Origin of the sequence: Demequina lignilytica, assembly GCF_030418375.1 — a bacterium.
Taxonomy (GTDB): Bacteria; Actinomycetota; Actinomycetes; order Actinomycetales; family Demequinaceae; genus Demequina; species Demequina lignilytica.
Window position 1 is genome coordinate 62,948 of sequence record NZ_JAUHPZ010000007.1, and the last position, 18,803, is coordinate 81,750.

Sequence of the window (18,803 nt, forward strand, 5' to 3'; positions counted from 1 at the left end):
GACGCCGCGCATCGTCGCCTCAGGAGACGGACATGCCGTTCGAGATGACGATCCCGAGCACCACGGCGCCGGCCAGGACCAGCACGTAGATGAGGCGGCGGTACCCGGCCTTCCAGCCGGCGATCACCAGGCAGGCGACCACCCCCGGGACCAGCGCGAGACCGTAGCGACCGGTGACGGACGGGAAGTACTGGGGGACCGCGGTGCTCAGGTACGCCTGCGCCTGGACGATCGTCGGGTACAGGGCCGCCCCGGCGAGCACCATCCAGCCGAGGGACCGTCGCGCGGGCTCCTTGGCGCACGCGACGATCACCGCGAACACGGCGCCGATCACGAGCAGGTTGAGAAGCCGGGTCCACGAGATCATCAGCGCGACGTTGAGGGGTGGCTGCAGGTAGTACTCGGACGCGAGGTTGAGGCCGCTGAACGCCGTCTCGATCCACTCCGATCCCGGCAGCCCGAGCACGTCGCGGGTGTTGAGCCCGACGAGCGGGTTCTGCCACCCGACGTCCCCACGCGTCCCCTGCCACGCCTGCCAGAGGCCGTATGGGATCAGGATCGCCGCGGCCATGGCGCCCACGAGCACGAGCTCCCTCACCCGGGACGCGCGATCCCGGACGCGGCGGTCGCGCACCGCGCGGAACACCAGGAGAGCGCCGAGCGCGATGAACGGGATCGCGGTGATGGTCTTCGACATGCCCGCGGCGCCCGCCAGCGCGGCCGCGACGCGCCAGTCGGCGTGGTCGTCGACGAGGATCCGCGCGGCGAGCCACACCGCCGCGGCGCCGATCACCACCGCGGCCGCGTCGGGGTTCACCGTGGTGACCGCGTGGAGCACCCGGGGGAACGCAGGGAGCAGGAGCGGAGCGACGATCGCCGCCATCGGATCGAGACGCCAGCGACGCAGCGCGACGAACAGCACGAACATGCCGCCGGCGAGCCATCCCACCCCCAGCAGCCTCGCCGAGGTGATGAAGTCCGAGCCGGGCAGCACGGCGTCGAGCGCGCGCGCGGGCAGGCCGACCACGGCGTAGTACAGCGGTGGATGGCTGAAGTTGTACTGCTGGCCCAGGTAGGGGAACTCCCACGCCTCGGCGGCAGATCCGCAGGCGGGCAGGTCGTAGCGCTCCTGACCGGCGCACGCCCAGAGCTCGCGGATCTCGGGCGCGATCACGGATCCCGCATAGGGGATCTGGCCGTGCGCGACCTGCCAGGCGTAGTCGGCGTGGGTCGGCTCGTCGATCCGGGACAGCGCGGTCCCCGGCCCGAGCACGACCGGGACGACGATCAGCGCCGAGACGACCACGTAGAACGCGAGCACGCCCATCCGTCCGCGCCGGGTGTCGCGGAAGGATGCAGCCCACGCCTCGGCGCGGGACACCCAGGTCGACGGCAGCGGGACCGGCCGTGTCCGGGTCGCGGGCACCGGTCCTCCTCGCATCGACGGTCTCGGGCTCGCGCGCATGTGCGCGCTGCTCGCATCGTATAGCGGAGGCGCGGGCCGTCCTCGGGGACGCGGCCGGAGGACGATGCCGTCGCCGGGCACGACGAAGGCCCCGACCATCAGGTCGGGGCCTTCGATTCCGTGTCCGAGGGGGGACTTGAACCCCCACGCCCGATAAAGGGCACTAGCACCTCAAGCTAGCGCGTCTGCCAATTCCGCCACCCGGACGAGTGGACCGAACCGCTCCGTGGAGCGCTTCAGCGCGAGAAGAACTGTAGCACGCCCGGAACCTCGCGATGTGCACACCCGTCACCCCGCGTCGTTCGTCGCCACCGGGACCAAATGCCCACAACCCTGCTATTCGAGGGGTTCTAGCGTCGAAGGTGAGCCCCCACCCGCTCGGCCCACGAGGAACGCGACGATGACGACGCACCTGTATCTCTCCCTCATCCCCGAGGCGCTCATCGCCTCGGGGCTCACCCCCGAGGAGTTCGGTCTCTACTACGCGATCGGCAACGCCAAGCGCGCGCGGGGCCAGGCCGTGTTCTTCTCGGTCGATCGTGGCGCGCTCCCGCCCGGTGCCTTCGACCTGTCCGACGTGGAGGCGCGCACCTCGCCGCATCCGGACGGACATCCGAAGAACTCGGTGTACCTGTCGATCTACCGGGTGCTCGAGTTCATCCCGCGGGAGGCGCTCACCGCGCTGCACCTCACCACCGACGACGGCCGCACCCTGACGCTGCTTCCTCGACCGTACGAGCCCGACGGCGAGCAGCGCGCGCGCATGTACCAGGAGTTCTGCCCCGTGAATCCGCGCGTCGTGTCGAACCTCGACCCGGCCGCCTTCACCGCCTTCATCACGGACACCTCGCAGCCGGTGCACGTGCCCCGCATCGCCTTCACCGAGCTCACGCTCGGCACCCTGCGCGGCGACCCGGACTCGGCCGACCCGGACGTCGAGGACCTCCCCTACCCGAACATCGGGCACCTGCGCGACTGCCTGCGAGAGCTCGCCACCGGACCTGCGAAGCCCACGAAGACGGTGCTGCGGCAGATGACCCAGGAGGTGCTGTTCCGGACCGTCCGGCGCGCCTTCTACGTCGGCGACTCCACCGGGCTCACCGCGTTCCCCATGCCCGACCGAGACGCGCTGGAGCGTGAGCATCTCGCCTGGTGGCGCTCCGCCCAGTCCGCCTTCGGCCACTAGACCCCCTACCGACGGAAGGTCGTCATGCCTGCCTGGTTCTGGCTCGTCCCCCTCGCATCCGTGCTCGCGCTCGGCGCCGCCTACTTCTTCTTCTCGCAGATGATGAAGGAGTCGGAGGGCACCGAGACGATGGCCCGCATCGCCGCGCACGTGCGTGCCGGCGCGCTCGCCTACCTCAAGCAGCAGTACAAGGTGGTCGGGATCGTCCTGGCGTCGCTCACCGCGATCTTCTGCGTGCTCGCGTACGTGCTGCACATGCAGAACCCGTGGGTGCCGTTCGCGTTCCTCACCGGCGGCCTGTTCTCCGGACTCGCGGGCTTCATCGGGATGCGTACCGCGACCTTCGCCTCGGCTCGCACGGCCAACGCCGCGCGCGAGTCCCTCAACCACGGGCTGCGCGTCGCGTTCCGGTCGGGCGCCGTCATGGGGCTGACGGTGGTCGGGCTCGGGCTGCTCGACATCGCCGTGTGGTTCTTCGTCCTCACCCGCTTCTACTCGATCGACGACGCGCACCACGTGGTGATCGTGACCACCACGATGCTGACGTTCGGCATGGGCGCCGCCGTGCAGTCGCTGTTCGCCCGCGTCGGCGGCGGCATCTTCACCAAGGCCGCCGATGTGGGCGCGGACCTGGTGGGCAAGATCGAGGCGGGCATCCCCGAGGACGACCCTCGCAACCCGGCGACCATCGCGGACAACGTGGGCGACAACGTCGGCGACGTCGCAGGCATGGGCGCCGACCTGTACGAGTCCTACGTGGGTGTGATCCTCGCCTCCGCCGCCCTGGGAGCGGCGGCGTACTTCGGCGCGGGCGCCGAGGTCCAGCTGACGGCCGTGGTGGCGCCCATGGTGATCGGCGCCCTCGGCACGCTGCTGTCGGTCGTCGGCGTGTTCTTCGTCCGCACCCGGGAGGGTGCGAGCGCGCAGCAGCTCCTCGCGTCGCTCGGGCGTGGCGTGAACGGCTCGGCGGTGCTGATCGCGCTGCTGTCCCTCGCGGTCCTGTCGCTGATGGGGGTGCCGAACCTCTGGGGCGTGTGGACCGCTCTGGTGGTCGGCCTGCTGGTCGGCATCACCATCGGACGCGCGGCCGAGCACTTCACGTCCCAGGGCTACGCTCCTACGCAGCGGATCGCGGGCAGCTCGAAGACCGGTCCGGCGACCGTCATCATCTCGGGGCTCGGCGAGGGGATGCTGTCGGTCGCGGTGCCCGTCGCCGCTGTCGGCATCGGCACCTCGCTCGCCTACTTCGCCGGCTCGGGCTGGCAGTTCACCACGGACACCATGAACCTGGGCCTGTACGGCATCGGCATGGCGGCGGTCGGCATGCTCTCGACGCTCGGCATCACGCTCGCGACGGACGCCTACGGCCCCATCGCGGACAACGCCGGCGGCAACGCCGAGATGAGCGGGCTTCCTCCCGAGGTGCGCGAGCGCACCGACGCGCTCGACGCGCTGGGGAACACCACGGCCGCGACCGGCAAGGGCTTCGCGATCGGGTCGGCGGCGCTCACCGGCATCGCGCTGCTGGCCTCCTACATCGAGGAGGTCAAGATCGGCATCTCGCATGTGCTCGACCGCGGCAACGAGTTCTTCTTCCCCGACGGGTCCTCGGTGGTGCCGGGATCCGGCGACGCGCTCCAGGAGCTCGGCCTCATGGAGATGATGGCCCGCTTCGAGGTGGTGCTGGTCAACCCGAAGGTGATCGTCGGCATGTTCACCGGCGCGATGCTCGCCTTCGTGTTCTCCGGCATCACCATGAAGGCCGTGGGACGCGCCGCCGGCCAGATGGTCGACGAGGTGCGCCGCCAGTTCCGCGAGATCCCCGGCATCATGGCGGGCACCTCGGATCCGGACTACGCGCGCTGCGTCGAGATCTCCACCCGCGCGGCGCAGCGGGAGATGATGGTGCCCTCGATCCTGGCGATCGCCGCCCCCGTGCTGATCGGCGTGCTCTTCGGGGTGCCGGGCGTGCTCGGGCTGCTCGCCGGGGCCGCCGTGACAGGGTTCTCGCTGTCGATGTTCATGGCGAACGCCGGCGGCGCGTGGGACAACGCCAAGAAGTACATCGAGGAGGGGCACCACGGAGGCAAGGGCTCGGCGGCCCACCGGGCCGCGGTGATCGGCGACACCGTCGGCGATCCGTTCAAGGACACCGCGGGTCCGGGACTCAACATCCTGGTGAAGCTGATGTCCATGGAGGCGATCGTGGTCGCCGGCGTGACGGTGGCCATCCACCTGGTCTGAGCGGGACGCGCGAGAGCCCCGGCCGGGCGGCCGGGGCTCTGGTCACGCCTGCACGAGCGGCGCCGTCAGGTCAGCAGGCTCACGCCACCGGGACCGATCAGGAGGCCGATGACGATGAGCACGATGCCCCACAGGAGCTGCTTCTGGAAGATGCGGACGATGCCGAACACGACAAGGATCACGGCGGCAATCCAGAGGATGAAGTCCCACATGGTGTGTCTCCTTCGAATGGTTGTTTCGCGGTCCCCGGGGTGGTGCACACGTGTCAACCGCGCGTGACGCCCCAGGTATTCCCGCCTGCCCAACATTCGTCCGCATCGCGGCGCCGCGACGGGCCGCGTGCGGCCTCGTCGTCGGGGTGCGCCGCAGGGCCCGTGGGCCCGGCCGCGACCGGGCACGCCACCTACCGTGGAAGGTGGCCCTCCGGGCACGACTCGACTCGAAGGGGGAGGCCATGATCGCGTCCGGAGGAGATGCGGTCGCGACGCTCGTCGTCGGCGGGGCTGGTCTATGTGCTCAGGGTGGTCGCGTGCGCCTCGGGGTCGACGGAGGCGTGGCAGCAGGATCGCTCGAGGCGACGGTGGCACCACCCGCTCGGCAGCCTCACCAGCCTGGCGGCGACGGCCGCGCTGGTGTGGGCGTTCGCGACCGTGCGCCATCTGGTGACGCCCGCGCGCTCCCCCGCCTGTGGCCGGTTCACCGGAAGTCACGGCTGCGCGACGGCACCTTGAGGGACATCGGCGAGAGGTGCTCGGCGACCAGGTTGGTGGCGCCGTCGGCGCGCTCGATCCGGCCGCGGATGATGAGCGCCGGGGAGCGCCGGGCGACGGCCTGGAACCTCTTCCACACCCCGACCGAGCAGATGACGTTGAGGAAGCCCGTCTCGTCCTCCAGCGAGATGAACGTGACGCCGCGCGCGGTGCCGGGTCGCTGCCGATGCGTGACCACGCCGGCGACCGTGACGCGCCGCTCCGCCTCGTGCGCGAGGACGTCGGCGACCCGCAGCACCCCCGACCTGTCGAGACCGTCGCGCACGAACGCCGTCGGGTAGCCCTCCACGGAGACGCCCGACGCCCACACGTCGGCGACGGCCTCCTCGACCACGCTCATGCCGGGCAGCGTCGGCGCCTGCGCGCCCGGCACCGCGCCGGGCAGGGTGTCGGGACCCTCGAGCGCGAGCACCCCTGACGCCCACAGGCCCTCGCGGCGCGTGACGCCGAAGCACTCGAGCGCGCCCGCGGTGGCGAGCGCCTCCCACTGGGCGGTGGTGAGCCCCTTCTCGGGGGCGAGCCCGGCCTGGCCGGACACGCCCGTCGGACGGATCCGCACGCGTCGCGCCATGTCGTGGAGCGATGCGAAGGGGCCCTCCTCCCGTGCCGCCACGATCGCGCCTGCGGCCTCGTCCCCGAGGCCCCTCACCGCACCGAGGCCCATCCTCACGGCGAGGGTCGGATCCACGTGCACCAGGGACGCCATCTCGGGCCGGGTCTCCCCTGGTGCCGGGAACGGGGACTCGAGCAGCTCGACGCGCGCGAGCACCTCGGAGCGGGCCACGCACGGGCGCAGGATCGCCTGCCCGTGGCGGCGGGCGTCAGCGGCGAGCGACTGCGGCGAGTAGAAGCCCATGGGCTGCGCGGCGAGCAGCCCCGCGTAGAACGCCGCGGGGCGGTGCACCTTGAGCCAGCTGGACGCGTAGACCAGGTAGGCGAAGGAGAACGAGTGCGACTCCGGGAATCCGAAGTCCGCGAAGGCCTTCAGCTTGTCGAAGATCTGATGGGCGACGTCGGCGGTGATGCCCCGCTCGTGGGCACCCACCATGAATCGCGCCCGCAGCGCCTCCATCCGCTCGGGGCTGCGCTTGGAGCCCATCGCGCGCCGGAGCTGGTCGGCGAGCGCGCCGTCGAAGCCCGCGGCGTCCATCGCCATCTGCATCAGCTGCTCCTGGAACAGCGGCACCCCGAGCGTCTTGCCCAGCGACCTCTCCAGCAGCGGGTGGAGGAACGTGACCTCCTCCCGCCCGCGCGCCCGGTTGATGTACGGGTGGACGGAGCCGCCCTGGATGGGGCCGGGCCGGATGAGCGCGACCTCGATGACGATGTCGTAGAACCTCCGCGGCCGCAGACGCGGCAGGGTCGCCATCTGGGCGCGCGACTCGACCTGGAACACCCCCACCGTGTCCGCGGCGCACAGCAGGTCGTAGACCTCCGGGTCCTCCTGCGGCAGGGAGTGCAGCCCCAGATCCTCGCGCCGGATCTCCTGCATGAAGCGGAACGCGTACTTGAGCGCGGACAGCATGCCCAGGCCCAGCAGGTCGAACTTCACGAGGCCGGCGTCCGCACAGTCGTCCTTGTCCCACTGGAGGACGGTGCGGCCGGGCATGCGGCCCCACTCGACGGGGCACACGTCGATCACGGGCCGGTCGCACAGCACCATGCCGCCCGGGTGGATCCCCAGGTGCCGCGGCAGCCGCATGAGCCGGTCCGCGAGGTCGAGGACGTCGTCCGGGATGTGCTCGAGGTCCTGCGTGGGCGGGGGCTCGGGCCACATCGCGTCCCGCTGCTTCGCGGCCCACTCCTCCTGCTTCTCCGGGGGCACCCGCAGCGCGCTCCAGCGGTCGATGGACTTGGACCACGCGTCCTGCTGGCCCACGTCGAAGCCGAGCGCCCGGGCCGCATCCCTCACCGCGGAGCGCGGCCGGTACTGGATGACGTTGGCGACCATGGCGGCGTTGATGCGCCCGAAGCGGGAGAAGACGTGCTGGATCACCTCCTCGCGCCGGTCGGACTCGATGTCGACGTCGATGTCGGGCGGGCCGTCGCGCTCGGGCGCGAGGAAGCGCTCGAACAGGAGGCCGTGGGTGACGGCATCGACCGCGGTGACGCCGAGCGCGAAGCAGACCGCGCTGTTGGCGGCCGACCCGCGTCCCTGGCACAGGATGTCCTGCCGGCGGCAGAACGCGACGATGTCGTGGACGATCAGGAAGTAGCCGGGGAAGTCGAGCGCCTCGATCACGGCGAGCTCGTGCTCGATCTGCGCCCACGCGCCCGCGACCCGCTCCCGGTCGGGCGGCCCGTAGCGCTCCCGCGCGCCGCGATACGTGAGCTCGCGCAGCCACGTGGCCTCGGTGTGGCCGGGCGGCACCGGATACGGCGGCAGGTTCGGGGCCACCAGGTCGAGGTCGAAGGCGGACTCCGCCGCGAGGTGGGCGGCGTTGAGGACGGCCTGGGGATGGCGCCGATGCCGGAACAGCATCTCCCCGGCGCTGCGCAGATGCTGGCCCGGCGAGCCGGGGAGCCAGCCGTCCATCTGGTCCAGGGAGGACCGGGCGCGCACCGCGGCCAGCGCCCCGGCCAGGTCGGCGTCGCGCGGCGTCGCGTAGTGGGCGTTGGTGGTGGCGACGAGCGGCAGCGACAGGTCGAAGGCGAGGTCGGCGAGCGCGTCGTTGACCTCCGAGTCGTGAGGGTGGCCGGCGTCGGTGATCTCGACGGCGACGTTGTCCCGGCCGAACAGCGCGACCAGCCGGTCCAGCTCGGTCCGCGCGGCGGCGTGGCCGGCCGGCGTGACGCCCCCGGACAGCACGTGGGTGCCGACACCGCGGGAGCCTCCCCCGAGCGCCACCCCGGCCTGCCCGGTGAGCGCCGCCCGTACCGCCCCCTTGCGGCAGCCGGTGAGCACCAGCAGCCTCCCGTCGCCCGCCTCCGCGAGGGACTCGAGCGTGTAGCGAGCCTTGCCCTTCTCCCCCGTCGCGAGGTGGGCCATGCCGATGGCGTGGCTGAGGCGCGCGTAGCCCTCGGCCCCGCGGGCGAGCACCACCAGATGGCTCGCCCGCGGGTCGGGGACCCCGGTGGGCGGGTCGAGCACGGGCCTGCCGCCGACGCCGCCGACCGCGAGGCTGAGCTCCGCCCCGAACACCGTGGGCAGCCCGATCGAGCGGGCCGCGCCGGCGAAGCGGACGGCGCCGTAGAGGCCGTCGTGATCGGTGAGCGCGAGCGCGCTCAGCCCCAGCCGGCCGGCCTCCGCCGCCATCTCCTCGGGCTGGCTGGCACCGTCGAGGAAGCTGAAGGCGCTGTGGGCGTGAAGCTCGGCGTAGTCGGCGATCTCAGTCATAGACGGCCTCGAGCTCCCATCGACCGGAGGTGTAGGCGAGCAGCACCGCGAGCTGCGACTCCTCGGTGTCGCGCAGCGCGACCTGGACGTAGGCACGCCGCGAGGCGTCCTCCGACCACCACCGCTCCGCGACCGGCCATGGGCCGGCCCAGGACTCGACCGGCCGCGGCCGGTCCCATACCGGGCCCTCGATCCTCCCGACGTGCCCGGAGGAGGGATGGCGGTTGGCGGCCCGCGCGCGCTCGTCCGCAGGGTCCGCCTCGAGCCGCACCCAGGTGGGTGGCGCGCTGACCGCCAGCCGCCTGCTGATGGTGACGGCCCCGCCTCCGGCGTCCAGCACCAGCGCGGGTCGGGGCACGGGGGGCACCGTCGCCGGCGGAGGGTCGGGGATCCGTCCCGGCCAGGGATGGGCGATCGCACGGGCGGGGGGCGCCTCCTGGCCCCAGGGCGCGAGATGCGCCCTGTCGCGGGGAGAGCGCCCGCCCTGCTCGGCGACCGCGAGCACGCCCTCGAGCCCCAGGAGCCCCTGGACGCGTTCGAGGGCGCGGTGGGCGCGGGCGTCCGCGCCCGAGGTCCCACCCCACAGATAGGACTGCTCGGAGCCGAGCGGCACCACGTCCTCGGCCACCAGCCCCAGCGCGACCAGCGGCGCGGGTTCGGGCGCCCCTTCCCTGCCGGCCGTCCCCGAGGTGCCCGACAGCCAGCCCTCGAGCTGCCACCGCACCCGATCCGTCATGTGGCGCGCGAAGGCCCCGGCCCGCGCGCCCACATCGGTCCGCCACACCCGGGCCAGGTCGTGCCCCTTCTCGGTGCGCGCGGTGATGCGCACGCGACCGCAGCGCACACCCGCGTCGAGCAGCGCACGGTCCAGGCCGTCGGCGAGCTCGGCGGCGACAGGCACCAGGTGATCGATGCGCTCGACCGGGTCCTCGAACACCCGCTCGACCGCGATGTCCTCCTCGCTGCGACGCAGCACCGGCGGCGCCAGGTCCTGGCCCGAGGCGAGACGATGCGCCCACGCCCCCACCGGGCCGAACCTCGCGAGGATGTCGGCGAACGGCAGCGACGCCAGGTCGCCCAGGGTGACGATGCCGAGCCTCACCAGCACGCTCGCCAGCCGCTCCGCCTCCTCCCGCTGCGCCTTCTCCATGGCCGCCAGCGCGATCGACTCGACCGACGCCGGAGCCAGGAAGCCCGGAGACCCGCCCGGCGGCACCAGCGCCGACCCCCGCGCGGCCAGCACGGCGGCCAGCAGCCCGTCCGCCATCCCGACGGAGCTCTCGATCCCGGCCTGCTCCGCCACCGAGGTCACCAGCGCCTCGGCCAGCGCCTCCTCGGAGCCGTGGAAGCGCGCCGCGCCGTCCGCGGGGATCATCAGCAGGCCGGGACGGGAGATCTCCACCCCGGAGACGGCCTGCTCGGCGGCGGCGGCGACCGCCTCGAACTGACGGGAGTCGCGCCCCTCGTCGTGCGGCAGCAGCACCAGGTCGGGGCAGGCCCGCTGGGCGAGCCGGCGGGTGCTCCCCCGCCTCACCCCGGCCGCGCGCGCGGCCGCGGACACCGCGACCAGTCCGCGGCCGTGCAGCACCGCCGCGGGGACATCCGCCCCCAGCCCCGCCTCGGTCATGGCCGCGACCACCGGCCAGTCCGGCACCCACAGGACCGCGCGCCTCACCACCGGCACCGGGCTCATGCGGCACCGCCGAGGACCTGGACGGCCGGCATCTGGGCGGGGCGCCGCGCCGGCGCATCCGCGTCGAAGGGCAGCGTCACCAGACGGGTGCCGCCCGACTGACGTCCCCGCACCTCGACCATGAGGTCACGGCCGCGCAGCCGCCCGTCACCCGCGCCGAGCCCGTGCCAGCGCGAGCCGGTCACGGCCAGGGAGACATGAGCGCCCGGCCAGGGTCCGGCGGAGAGGATGACCGCGCCCCGCTCCCGCGCCCGGGAGGCGAGCCGGCGCCGGTCCGCGTCCGACAGCGCGAGCCGTGGCCCCAGCACCACGACGTCCATGCCGTCGACGCAGGCGCCCGCGACCGCCGGCGCCTGCGCGCCCGGATGCGGCACCGACGCCAGCCGGTCCAGGTCGAGACCGCGCCGGGCGGCCGCCACCACGCCGAGCGAGGGCATCCCCACCACCGCCGTCCAGGATCCGGCCGCGGAGGCCGCCGCGACCAGCGACAGGAGCAGCGCCGTGGACCCTTCGACCGCCACCACCCGGCCCCGCCTGAGCCCCTCGGGAAGCAGCTGATCGAGCACGGCGGCCAGCGGCAGCGTGGGCGCGCTCCAGCGATCCCGGGTGGTGCCGACCCGCCGCTGCACGCCCTCGAGCGCGGCGCGTGCGCGGGCGAGCCTGTCCTCCGCCGTCTCCATGCCGTCACCTCCCGGCCCCTCCGAACGCCCCCGCGAGCGGAGGTCGATTCGAACACCTGTTCGAACGTATGGTCGATTATGAACCCGACCTCCGACATCGGCAAGGTGCCTCGTTCCGCGCCGGAGCCCCGGCGCGCGGCGCGCGAAAAAGGGCCTAAGATGACTCTTCATGGCAATGGTGCAAGCGCTTGCATGCGCGCACCCCGTCCCCGCCGGGCGACGGGCACCGCGCACCGTCGCCACCCCGACGTTCCCGCGGGCCACCGCCCCGACCAGGAGGATGCATCGATGACGATGTCCACCCGCACCCGTTGGATCGGCGGCGCCGCCGCCGCGCTCCTGCTCGCCGGCGCCGCCGTCGCCGTCCACCTCGCCACCCGCGGCGAGAGCCCGCACGCGGTCGCCCCGGCGCGCGCCGCGTCGTCCGACCAGGTGCTCTACTTCCTCATGGCCGACCGCTTCGCGGACGGCGACCCCGGGAACAACACCGGCGGCCTGGGCGACGACCCGCTGGTGAGCGGCTTCGACCCGACCGACGCGGGCTTCTACCAGGGAGGCGACCTCGCGGGGGTCGAGCAGCAGCTCGACTACCTCCAGGGCCTCGGCGTCACCGGCGTGTGGATCTCACCGGTGCTCACCAACAAGGCGGTCCAGCCCGAGGACTCCTCCGCCGGCTACCACGGCTACTGGATCACCGACTTCACCTCGGTCGACCCGCACCTGGGCGGGGACGAGGCCCTCGACAGCCTGGTCGACGCCGCGCACGAGCGCGGCATGAAGGTCTTCCTCGACATCATCACCAACCACACCGCGGACGTGATCGGATACGAGGGCGGCGACCGCCTCCCCTACGTCGCGAAGGACGCGCAGCCGTACGTCGATGCGGACGGCGAGGCGTTCGACGACACCGCGGCGGCGGCGACCGGCGGCTTCCCGGAGGTCACCGCATCGTCCTTCCCCCATGCGCCCGTGCTCGCCGCGGGCGAGGAGGAGGCCAAGTCCCCGGCCTGGCTCAACGACGTCACGATGTATCACAACCGCGGCAACACCACCTTCACCGGCGAGGACTCGCAGTACGGCGACTTCTTCGGGCTCGACGACCTCTGGACCGAGAATCCCCAGGTGGTCGACGGCATGACCGCGATCTACGCCGACTGGATCGACGCGGGCATCGACGGCTACCGCATCGACACCGTCCGCCACGTCGACGACGCCTTCTGGGAGTCCTTCATCCCCGGCGTGCTCGAGGCCGCCCGGGACAAGGGCAAGGACGACTTCTTCGTGTTCGGCGAGGTCTACGACGGCTCCCGCGCCTTCACCTCCCGATACACCACCGAGGTGGGGCTGCAGGCGGTGCTCGACTTCCCGTTCCAGGGCGCGGCCCGCGCGTTCGCGTCCGGAAGCGGCCGGGCGACGGACCTCGCCACGTTCTTCGCCGCCGACGACTGGTACACCGACGCGGACTCGAGCGCGACCCAGCTCCCGACCTTCCTGGGCAACCACGACATGGGCCGCTTCGGATCGATGCTGCTCGAGGACAACCCCGCGGCCGACGCCGCCGAGCTGCTCGCGCGCGACGAGCTCGCGCACGCGCTGCTCCTCCTGTCCCGCGGCAACCCGATCGTCTACTACGGCGACGAGCAGGGCCTCACGGGCGAGGGCGGTGACAAGGCCGCACGCCAGCCCCTGTTCGGCACCTCCATCCCGGAGTACCTGGACGACACGCTGATCGGATCGAGCGCCACGCTCGCCGACCCCGTCCTCGACACCGCGCAGCCCCTCTACCGGTGGATCGCCGAGCTGTCCGCGCTGCGCACGTCCACGCCCGCGCTCACGACCGGCGCGCAGATCACCCGCGTCGCGGAGGACGCCCGCGGCGTCTACGCGTTCTCCCGGATCGACCGCGAGGAGCGCCGCGAGGTCGTGGTGGCCGTCAACAGCGCGGCCGAGCCGCGGGCCGTCGAGATCCCGACGTGGACGCGAGGCGGCTTCACCCGCCTCGTCGGCGAGGGGGACGATGCGGTGGTCGCCGACGACGAGGGCGTGGTCATGGTGACGGTTCCCGCGTTCGGGACGCTGGTCTATCAGGCCGATTCCACGATGGTGGAGGGCTCCGACATCGGTGTCACGCTCGCGGCGGGCGCGGTGGAGACCGCCGGTGAGAGCGACCCCGGACGGCTCGGAGCGAGCGCGAGCGTCGACTGCGACTGCTACGCCGAGGTGTCCTTCTGGGCGCGTGCGGCGGGAGGGTCCTGGGAGCACCTGGGCACGGACGATGCGGCGCCTTACCAGGTGATGGACGTGGTCTCGGACCTCGCGCCGGGCGAGGAGGTCGAGTACGTCGCGGTGGCGTCCGACGGGCTCGGGCACGAGTCGCGCAGCGCCACGGTCGTGCAGACCGTGCCCGACCCGACGGTGACGCTCGACCTCGCGGCTGGAGACTCCGTCGGGGTGGACCCGCTGATCAGCGCCACCGTCGCCCCGGCCCGCGCGGACACCTCCGTGGTGATCGAGCGCAAGGTCGGCTCCGGCGGGTGGACCGAGGTGGGCACCGACACCACGGCTCCCGTGTACGGCGTGGTGGACGACCTGGCGGCGGTGGAGGCCGGCGCCGACGTGCTGTACCGCGCGCGGGCGACGCAGGGCGCCGCGACGGTCGAGTCCTCGACGCTCGCCCTCAAGGCGGCGGGCTCCGCCGGCGCGGGCACACCGTCGCTGCCCGGGAGCTTCAACGAGCTGATGGGCTGCGCCGAGTGGTGGCAGCCCGACTGCGAGGCCGCGGTCATGACGTTCGACGAGGCCGCCTCCACCTGGCGCATCACGGTGGACCTGCCTGCGGGCCGCCACGAGTACAAGGTCGCGATCGACGGCGCGTGGGACGAGAACTACGGCGACGGCGGCGTCGGCGACGGCCCGAACATGGTGCTGGAGCTCGACGCGCCCGCGACCGTGATGTTCACCTACGACCCGATCACGCACCTCACCACGGCGGAGGTCGGGTAGCCGTCAGCGGACGCGCAGCTCCCACATGGCCACCGCCGAGGCGGCGGCGACGTTGAGCGAGTCCACTCCCCCGTGCATGGGGATCACCACGGCGTGGTCCACGTGCGCGAGGGCCTCCCGTGTCAGCCCGTCGCCCTCGGTCCCCATCACGATCGCGACCCGCTCACCGGCGCGCGCCGCGAACTCGTCCAGCGGCACCGCATCGTCCCTGAGCGCCAGGCCCGCGACCTGGAAGCCGAGCTCGCGCAGCACGTCGAGAGACCCGGGCCAGGACTCGGCGCGGGTCCAGGGGACCTGGAAGACGGTACCCATCGACACCTTGACCGACCGGCGGTACAGGGGATCGGCGCACGTGGGCGACACGATCACGGCGTCGGCTCCGACACCCGCGGCGGAGCGGAAGATCGCCCCCACGTTGGTGTGGTCGACGATCCCCTCGAGGACCACGATCCGCCGAGCGTCCCGCGCGAGGTCCGCGAGGGCGGGCAGCGCCGGTCGCTCCATCGAGGCCAACGCCCCCCGGTGCACCTGGTAGCCCGTGACGGCCTCGAGGAGCGTCGCGGGCGCGAGATAGACCGGCACGTCGCCGTCCACGCTCGAGGCGACGGAGTCGAGCCATCGCTCGCTGACCAGGACCGACCGGGGACGATGCCCCGCCGCCACGGCCCGAGAGATCACCTTGGCCCCCTCGGCCATGTACAGCCCGCGCGCGGGCTCGAGCGCGCGGCGCAGCGCCACGTCGGTGAGGTCGCGGTAGTCGGCGAGGCGGGGATCCGCGGGGTCGGTGACGGTGATCACGGGCATGCGGCCATCATCCCAGCCGCGCATCGAGCACCGGGTGCCACGTGCCGCACGGGCGTAGCCTGGAAGTACCGACGGGGTCCGTCGCGTCGCCGAAGGGAGGCGACCATGAACGGCATCGATGTGCGGATCGACGAGTGGGTCGAGGCCGGGCTCGTGAGCCCGGGAACCGCGGCCGAGCTCCACCGCTACGAGCATGATCACCTGGCGCCCCCCGGTCCCGCACCGACGCAGGAGGCCGCCTCGCCGGTGCCGGTCGACGTCCCCGCCGCACCGGAGCAGGCGCGCCCGCTCGCGCTCGTCGGGGAGATCGTCGGCTACCTCGGGGCCGTGCTGATCATCGTCGCCGTCTCGTTCCTGCTGGGCAGGACCTGGGGCGACATCCCCACGGTCGGCCGGATCGGGATCGTCGCGCCGCTCACCGCGCTCGTCGCGGTGGCCGGAGCGCTCGCGGCGCGGTCGGCCGCCGGCCCCGCGCAGCGGCTCGCCTCCGTGCTGCTGCTCGCGACCGTCGGGCTGACCGGCTGGCTGACCTGGGTGATCGCCGACCAGGCGATCGGCCTGGAGGAGCGGCCGGGACTGATCGCGATCACCGGAGCCATGACGGTCGTGGCAGGAGGGATCTACGCCTGGCGGCGCAAGGCGCTCGCGCAGCTCGCCGCGCTGGGCACGCTCGCGGCGCTGCTCGCCGTGGTGCTCGCCCCCAGCGACGGCCGGTCGTCGGTTCCGCTCGCCCTGGCGTGGACCGCGCTGGGCCTCGCATGGGTCGGGCTCGCCATGGTCGGTCGGCTGGCTCCGGCCGGGGTCGCGCTGATCGGCGGCGGCCTGCTCGCGACGCAAGGCCTGCAGAACGCCGCGTTCGACGACGGCACGGGCACCTGGATGCTGGCGCTGCAGGTGGCGCTCGCAGTCGGGATGGTCGCGGTCGCGGCGCTCAGGCGGCCGCTGGTGCTGCTCATCATCCCCGGAGCGATCGGCGTGATGCAGGGCATCCCGATGCTCATCTCGCGCCTCTGGGGCGACACCCTCGCGGTGTGGGGCGGCGTGCTGGTCACCGGCGTCGCGCTGGTCGCGGTGGCCATCCGGATGGTGCGTGGCCGGGGGCGCCCCCTCGCCGGCCACGCATAGGCGCGCCGCGCCGATGCCGTCACATCGGCGCCCGGACGCGCCGCAGGCCCCCCAGGATCGCTCCTGAGGGGCCTGTCGGGTGGGTCAGGGCTGCTGGCCCTTCTCCGCGTCCGGGTTGAACGGACGGCCGGAGCCGGAGCCGGCCTGGTCGGCCTCGGCCGCGAAGCCCTCGGCCTGACGACGCGCCTCCTCGAGCGCCGCGCGGGGGTCGGCGAGGGCCGACGTGATGCGCGACGCGCGCGTCTTGGCCTTCTCGGGGTCCCGCTCCAGCGGCTCCGCCTCGTCCGTGAGGCCGAACCCCGCCGCCACCGCCTTGAGCGCGCCCGTGAACTCCGTGGGGACGAACCACATCTGGTTGTTGTTCGCCTTGGCCACCTCGGGCAGCATCTGCAGGTACTGGTAGGACAGCAGCTTGCTGTCGGCGTCGCCCTCGTGGATCGCGTCGAACACCTGCAGGATCGCGCGCGCCTCACCCTCGGCCTTCAGGATGCGGGACTGGGCCTCGCCCTCGGCCGTCAGGATCGCGGACTGCTTCTCGCCCTCCGCGGTCAGGATGGCGGACTGCTTGACGCCCTCCGCGGTCAGGATCGCGGCGCGGCGATCACGCTCGGCGCGCATCTGCTTCTCCATCGAGTCCTTGATCGACAGCGGTGGCTCGATCGACTTGAGCTCCACGCGGTTGACGCGGATCCCCCACTTGCCGGTCGCCTCGTCGAGGACGCCGCGGAGCTGACCGTTGATCTGGTCGCGGCTCGTGAGGGTCTGCTCGAGGTCCATGGTGCCGACGATGTTGCGCAGCGTGGTCGTGGTGAGCTGCTCGACACCGGTGATGTAGTTCGCGATCTCGTACACCGCCGACTTCGGGTCGGTGACCTGGAAGTAGATGACGGTGTCGATGTCGACCACCAGGTTGTCGGAGGTGATCACCGACTGCGGCGGGAACGAGTACACCAGCTCACGCAGGTCCACCTTCGCGCGCACCTTGTCGATGAACGGGACCAGCAGGTGCAGGCCCGCGTCCATGGTCGCGTGGTACCGGCCGAGCCGCTCGACCAGGTACGCCTGCGTCTGCTGGACCACCACGATCGACCGTGCGATCGCCGTGATGACGAAGATCGCGAAGACGACCAACGCGACGATCAGCACCACCTGAACGATGTCGAACTCCATGTCATGCCTCACTTTCCGGCTCGACGATCGCCGTCGCGCCCTCGATCCTGACCACGCGCACCTCGGCCCCCTCGGGGATGGACGGGGCGTCCTCCTCGGTGCGCGCGGACCACACCTCACCGTTGAGCTTCACGCGTCCACCCGACTCGGAGACGGAGTCGATGGTCCGCGCGGCGCGCCCCACGAGCGCCTTCGCATTGGTCTGCGGCTCGGCCTCGCCCTTGAGGCGCAGGCTGCGCAGGAGGAACGGGCGCAGGCCGAACAGCAGCAGCGCCGAGACCCCGATCGCGACGAACATCGCGAGCCACCACGGGCCGCCCAGGAGGGCGACCACGCCTCCGGCGATCGCACCGCCGGCGAGCATCGCGAACGTCAGGTCGAGGGTGAAGATCTCGACCGCACCGAGCACCATCGCGCCGATGAACCAGTACAGGAACTGCATGGTGTTCCCCCTTTCACCAGCACGCTATCAGCGCGCCCCGACCCCGGCATCGTCCCTCGGGACGATACCCCTCATCCCCCGGGTGGAATCGGGGATTACGAGGCGCGACGCGCCGAGTAGCGGCCGCCGTCGACGGCGAGCGCGATGGGCATGCCGAACGTGTCCGACAGGGCCTGCGCCGTGAGGGTCCGGTCGATCGGTCCGGCGGCGACGACGCCGCCGTCACGCAGCAGCAGCGCGTGCGTGAACCCCACCGGGATCTCCTCGACGTGGTGGGTGACCATGACGATCGCGGGCGACCGCCGATCCCCCGCGAGCTCGGTGAGCGCGAGCAGCAGCTCCTCACGTCCGCCGAGGTCGAGACCCGCGGCGGGCTCGTCGAGCAGCAGCAGCTCCGGGTCCGCCATGAGCGCCCGCGCCACCTGCGTGCGCTTGCGCTCGCCCTCGCTCAGCGTGCCGAACTCCCGGTCCGCGAAGCCGGCCATGCCGAACGCCCACAGGAGGGCGTCGGCGCGGTCCTCGTCGAGCGACTCGTAGTCCTCGTTCCAGCGGCCCATGGTGCCCTGCGACGCCGTCATCACCACGTTCTTGACGGTCTCGCGCGCGGGGATGTGATCCGCCAGGGCGACCGAGGACAGGCCCACGCGCACGTGGAGCTCCCGCAGGTCCGTGCGTCCCAGGCGCTCGCCCAGCACGTCGACGGTGCCGCCCGTCGGGTGCAGCCGGCCGGCGGCGATCGACATCAGCGTCGTCTTGCCGGCGCCGTTCGGCCCGAGCACCACCCACCGGTCCTCGTCGGCGACGGTCCATGTCACATCGCTCAGGATGTCCTTGTCGCCACGGCGCACCGACACGCCCTCGAACGCGAGCACCTCACTCATGGA

The 18,803-nt window shown here is 72.6% G+C and carries 13 protein-coding genes and 1 tRNA gene; 4 read left to right on the top strand and 10 right to left on the bottom strand.

Annotated elements, in window-relative coordinates; genetic code table 11:
• Nucleotides 1-19 precede the first annotated feature (19 nt).
• Complete coding sequence (locus QQX13_RS10480; RefSeq protein WP_301153365.1) at nucleotides 20-1,426, bottom strand: glycosyltransferase family 39 protein; 1,407 nt, start codon at nucleotides 1,424-1,426, stop codon at nucleotides 20-22.
• A 160-nt stretch (nucleotides 1,427-1,586) separates the two neighbouring features.
• Nucleotides 1,587-1,672, bottom strand: a tRNA-Leu gene (locus QQX13_RS10485).
• 193 nt (nucleotides 1,673-1,865) lie between these two features.
• Here QQX13_RS10485 and QQX13_RS10490 point away from each other — a divergent pair.
• Together QQX13_RS10490 and QQX13_RS10495 are read left to right on the top strand one after the other, a co-directional pair.
• Nucleotides 1,866-2,651, top strand: a complete 786-nt coding sequence (locus QQX13_RS10490) for a hypothetical protein (protein WP_301121575.1) — start codon at nucleotides 1,866-1,868, stop codon at nucleotides 2,649-2,651.
• A gap of 24 nt (nucleotides 2,652-2,675) precedes the next feature.
• The gene (locus QQX13_RS10495) at nucleotides 2,676-4,895 is read left to right on the top strand and encodes a sodium-translocating pyrophosphatase (RefSeq protein WP_301121577.1); all 2,220 of its coding nucleotides are present in this window, start codon (nucleotides 2,676-2,678) and stop codon (nucleotides 4,893-4,895) included.
• Between the two features lie 65 nt (nucleotides 4,896-4,960).
• On the opposite strand, the gene QQX13_RS10500 is transcribed toward QQX13_RS10495, so the two are convergent.
• The 4 genes from QQX13_RS10500 to imuA' all read right to left on the bottom strand — a co-directional run bounded on the left by QQX13_RS10500 (nucleotide 4,961) and on the right by imuA' (nucleotide 11,375).
• Nucleotides 4,961-5,107, bottom strand: a complete 147-nt coding sequence (locus QQX13_RS10500; protein ID WP_301153366.1) for a GPGG-motif small membrane protein — start codon at nucleotides 5,105-5,107, stop codon at nucleotides 4,961-4,963.
• 484 nt (nucleotides 5,108-5,591) lie between these two features.
• Complete coding sequence (locus QQX13_RS10505; protein ID WP_301153368.1) at nucleotides 5,592-9,002, bottom strand: error-prone DNA polymerase; 3,411 nt, start codon at nucleotides 9,000-9,002, stop codon at nucleotides 5,592-5,594.
• Nucleotides 8,995-10,695, bottom strand: a complete 1,701-nt coding sequence (locus tag QQX13_RS10510) for a DNA polymerase Y family protein (RefSeq protein WP_301121583.1) — start codon at nucleotides 10,693-10,695, stop codon at nucleotides 8,995-8,997. The genes QQX13_RS10505 and QQX13_RS10510 overlap by 8 nt, the downstream gene beginning before the upstream one ends.
• Nucleotides 10,692-11,375 (bottom strand): DnaE2-dependent mutagenesis accessory factor ImuA', encoded by a 684-nt coding sequence (gene imuA', locus QQX13_RS10515; RefSeq protein WP_301121585.1) that lies wholly within the window; start codon nucleotides 11,373-11,375, stop codon nucleotides 10,692-10,694. Before imuA' ends, QQX13_RS10510 begins: the two co-directional genes overlap by 4 nt.
• A 288-nt stretch (nucleotides 11,376-11,663) precedes the next feature.
• On the opposite strand from imuA', the gene QQX13_RS10520 reads away from it, so the two are divergent.
• Entirely contained in the window at nucleotides 11,664-14,378 is a 2,715-nt protein-coding gene (locus QQX13_RS10520) for an alpha-amylase family glycosyl hydrolase (RefSeq protein ID WP_301153370.1), read from the top strand.
• Nucleotides 14,379-14,381: 3 nt separating this feature from the next.
• On the opposite strand, the gene QQX13_RS10525 is transcribed toward QQX13_RS10520, so the two are convergent.
• On the bottom strand, nucleotides 14,382-15,182 hold the full coding sequence (locus tag QQX13_RS10525; RefSeq protein WP_301153373.1) for a TrmH family RNA methyltransferase: 801 nt from the start codon (nucleotides 15,180-15,182) through the stop codon (nucleotides 14,382-14,384).
• 105 nt (nucleotides 15,183-15,287) lie between these two features.
• Between QQX13_RS10525 and QQX13_RS10530 the strand changes: the two genes are divergently transcribed.
• The gene (locus tag QQX13_RS10530; protein ID WP_301153374.1) at nucleotides 15,288-16,307 is read left to right on the top strand and encodes a DUF2157 domain-containing protein; all 1,020 of its coding nucleotides are present in this window, start codon (nucleotides 15,288-15,290) and stop codon (nucleotides 16,305-16,307) included.
• Nucleotides 16,308-16,391: 84 nt separating this feature from the next.
• Here QQX13_RS10530 and QQX13_RS10535 read toward each other — a convergent pair whose 3' ends face one another.
• The 3 genes from QQX13_RS10535 to QQX13_RS10545 form a co-directional block, all read right to left on the bottom strand.
• Complete coding sequence (locus tag QQX13_RS10535) at nucleotides 16,392-17,477, bottom strand: SPFH domain-containing protein (RefSeq protein WP_301121598.1); 1,086 nt, start codon at nucleotides 17,475-17,477, stop codon at nucleotides 16,392-16,394.
• 1 nt (nucleotide 17,478) lies between these two features.
• Nucleotides 17,479-17,919 (bottom strand): NfeD family protein, encoded by a 441-nt coding sequence (locus tag QQX13_RS10540; protein ID WP_301121600.1) that lies wholly within the window; start codon nucleotides 17,917-17,919, stop codon nucleotides 17,479-17,481.
• A gap of 95 nt (nucleotides 17,920-18,014) precedes the next feature.
• Nucleotides 18,015-18,800 carry an ABC transporter ATP-binding protein gene (locus QQX13_RS10545; RefSeq protein WP_301121602.1) on the bottom strand — a complete coding sequence of 262 codons (786 nt, stop codon included), beginning with the start codon at nucleotides 18,798-18,800 and terminating at the stop codon, nucleotides 18,015-18,017.
• Nucleotides 18,801-18,803: the final 3 nt, after the last annotated feature.

What these genes read in the sequence shown, in the direction of transcription:
- QQX13_RS10490 (WP_301121575.1), top strand. Translation starts at nt 1,866, where the DNA reads ATGACGACGCACCTGTATCTCTCCCTCATCCCCGAGGCGCTCATCGCC.
- QQX13_RS10495 (WP_301121577.1), top strand. Translation starts at nt 2,676, where the DNA reads ATGCCTGCCTGGTTCTGGCTCGTCCCCCTCGCATCCGTGCTCGCGCTC.
- QQX13_RS10500 (WP_301153366.1), bottom strand. Translation starts at nt 5,107, where the DNA reads ATGTGGGACTTCATCCTCTGGATTGCCGCCGTGATCCTTGTCGTGTTC.
- QQX13_RS10505 (WP_301153368.1), bottom strand. Translation starts at nt 9,002, where the DNA reads ATGACTGAGATCGCCGACTACGCCGAGCTTCACGCCCACAGCGCCTTC.
- QQX13_RS10510 (WP_301121583.1), bottom strand. Translation starts at nt 10,695, where the DNA reads ATGAGCCCGGTGCCGGTGGTGAGGCGCGCGGTCCTGTGGGTGCCGGAC.
- imuA' (WP_301121585.1), bottom strand. Translation starts at nt 11,375, where the DNA reads ATGGAGACGGCGGAGGACAGGCTCGCCCGCGCACGCGCCGCGCTCGAG.
- QQX13_RS10520 (WP_301153370.1), top strand. Translation starts at nt 11,664, where the DNA reads ATGACGATGTCCACCCGCACCCGTTGGATCGGCGGCGCCGCCGCCGCG.
- QQX13_RS10525 (WP_301153373.1), bottom strand. Translation starts at nt 15,182, where the DNA reads ATGCCCGTGATCACCGTCACCGACCCCGCGGATCCCCGCCTCGCCGAC.
- QQX13_RS10530 (WP_301153374.1), top strand. Translation starts at nt 15,288, where the DNA reads ATGAACGGCATCGATGTGCGGATCGACGAGTGGGTCGAGGCCGGGCTC.
- QQX13_RS10535 (WP_301121598.1), bottom strand. Translation starts at nt 17,477, where the DNA reads ATGGAGTTCGACATCGTTCAGGTGGTGCTGATCGTCGCGTTGGTCGTC.
- QQX13_RS10540 (WP_301121600.1), bottom strand. Translation starts at nt 17,919, where the DNA reads ATGCAGTTCCTGTACTGGTTCATCGGCGCGATGGTGCTCGGTGCGGTC.
- QQX13_RS10545 (WP_301121602.1), bottom strand. Translation starts at nt 18,800, where the DNA reads ATGAGTGAGGTGCTCGCGTTCGAGGGCGTGTCGGTGCGCCGTGGCGAC.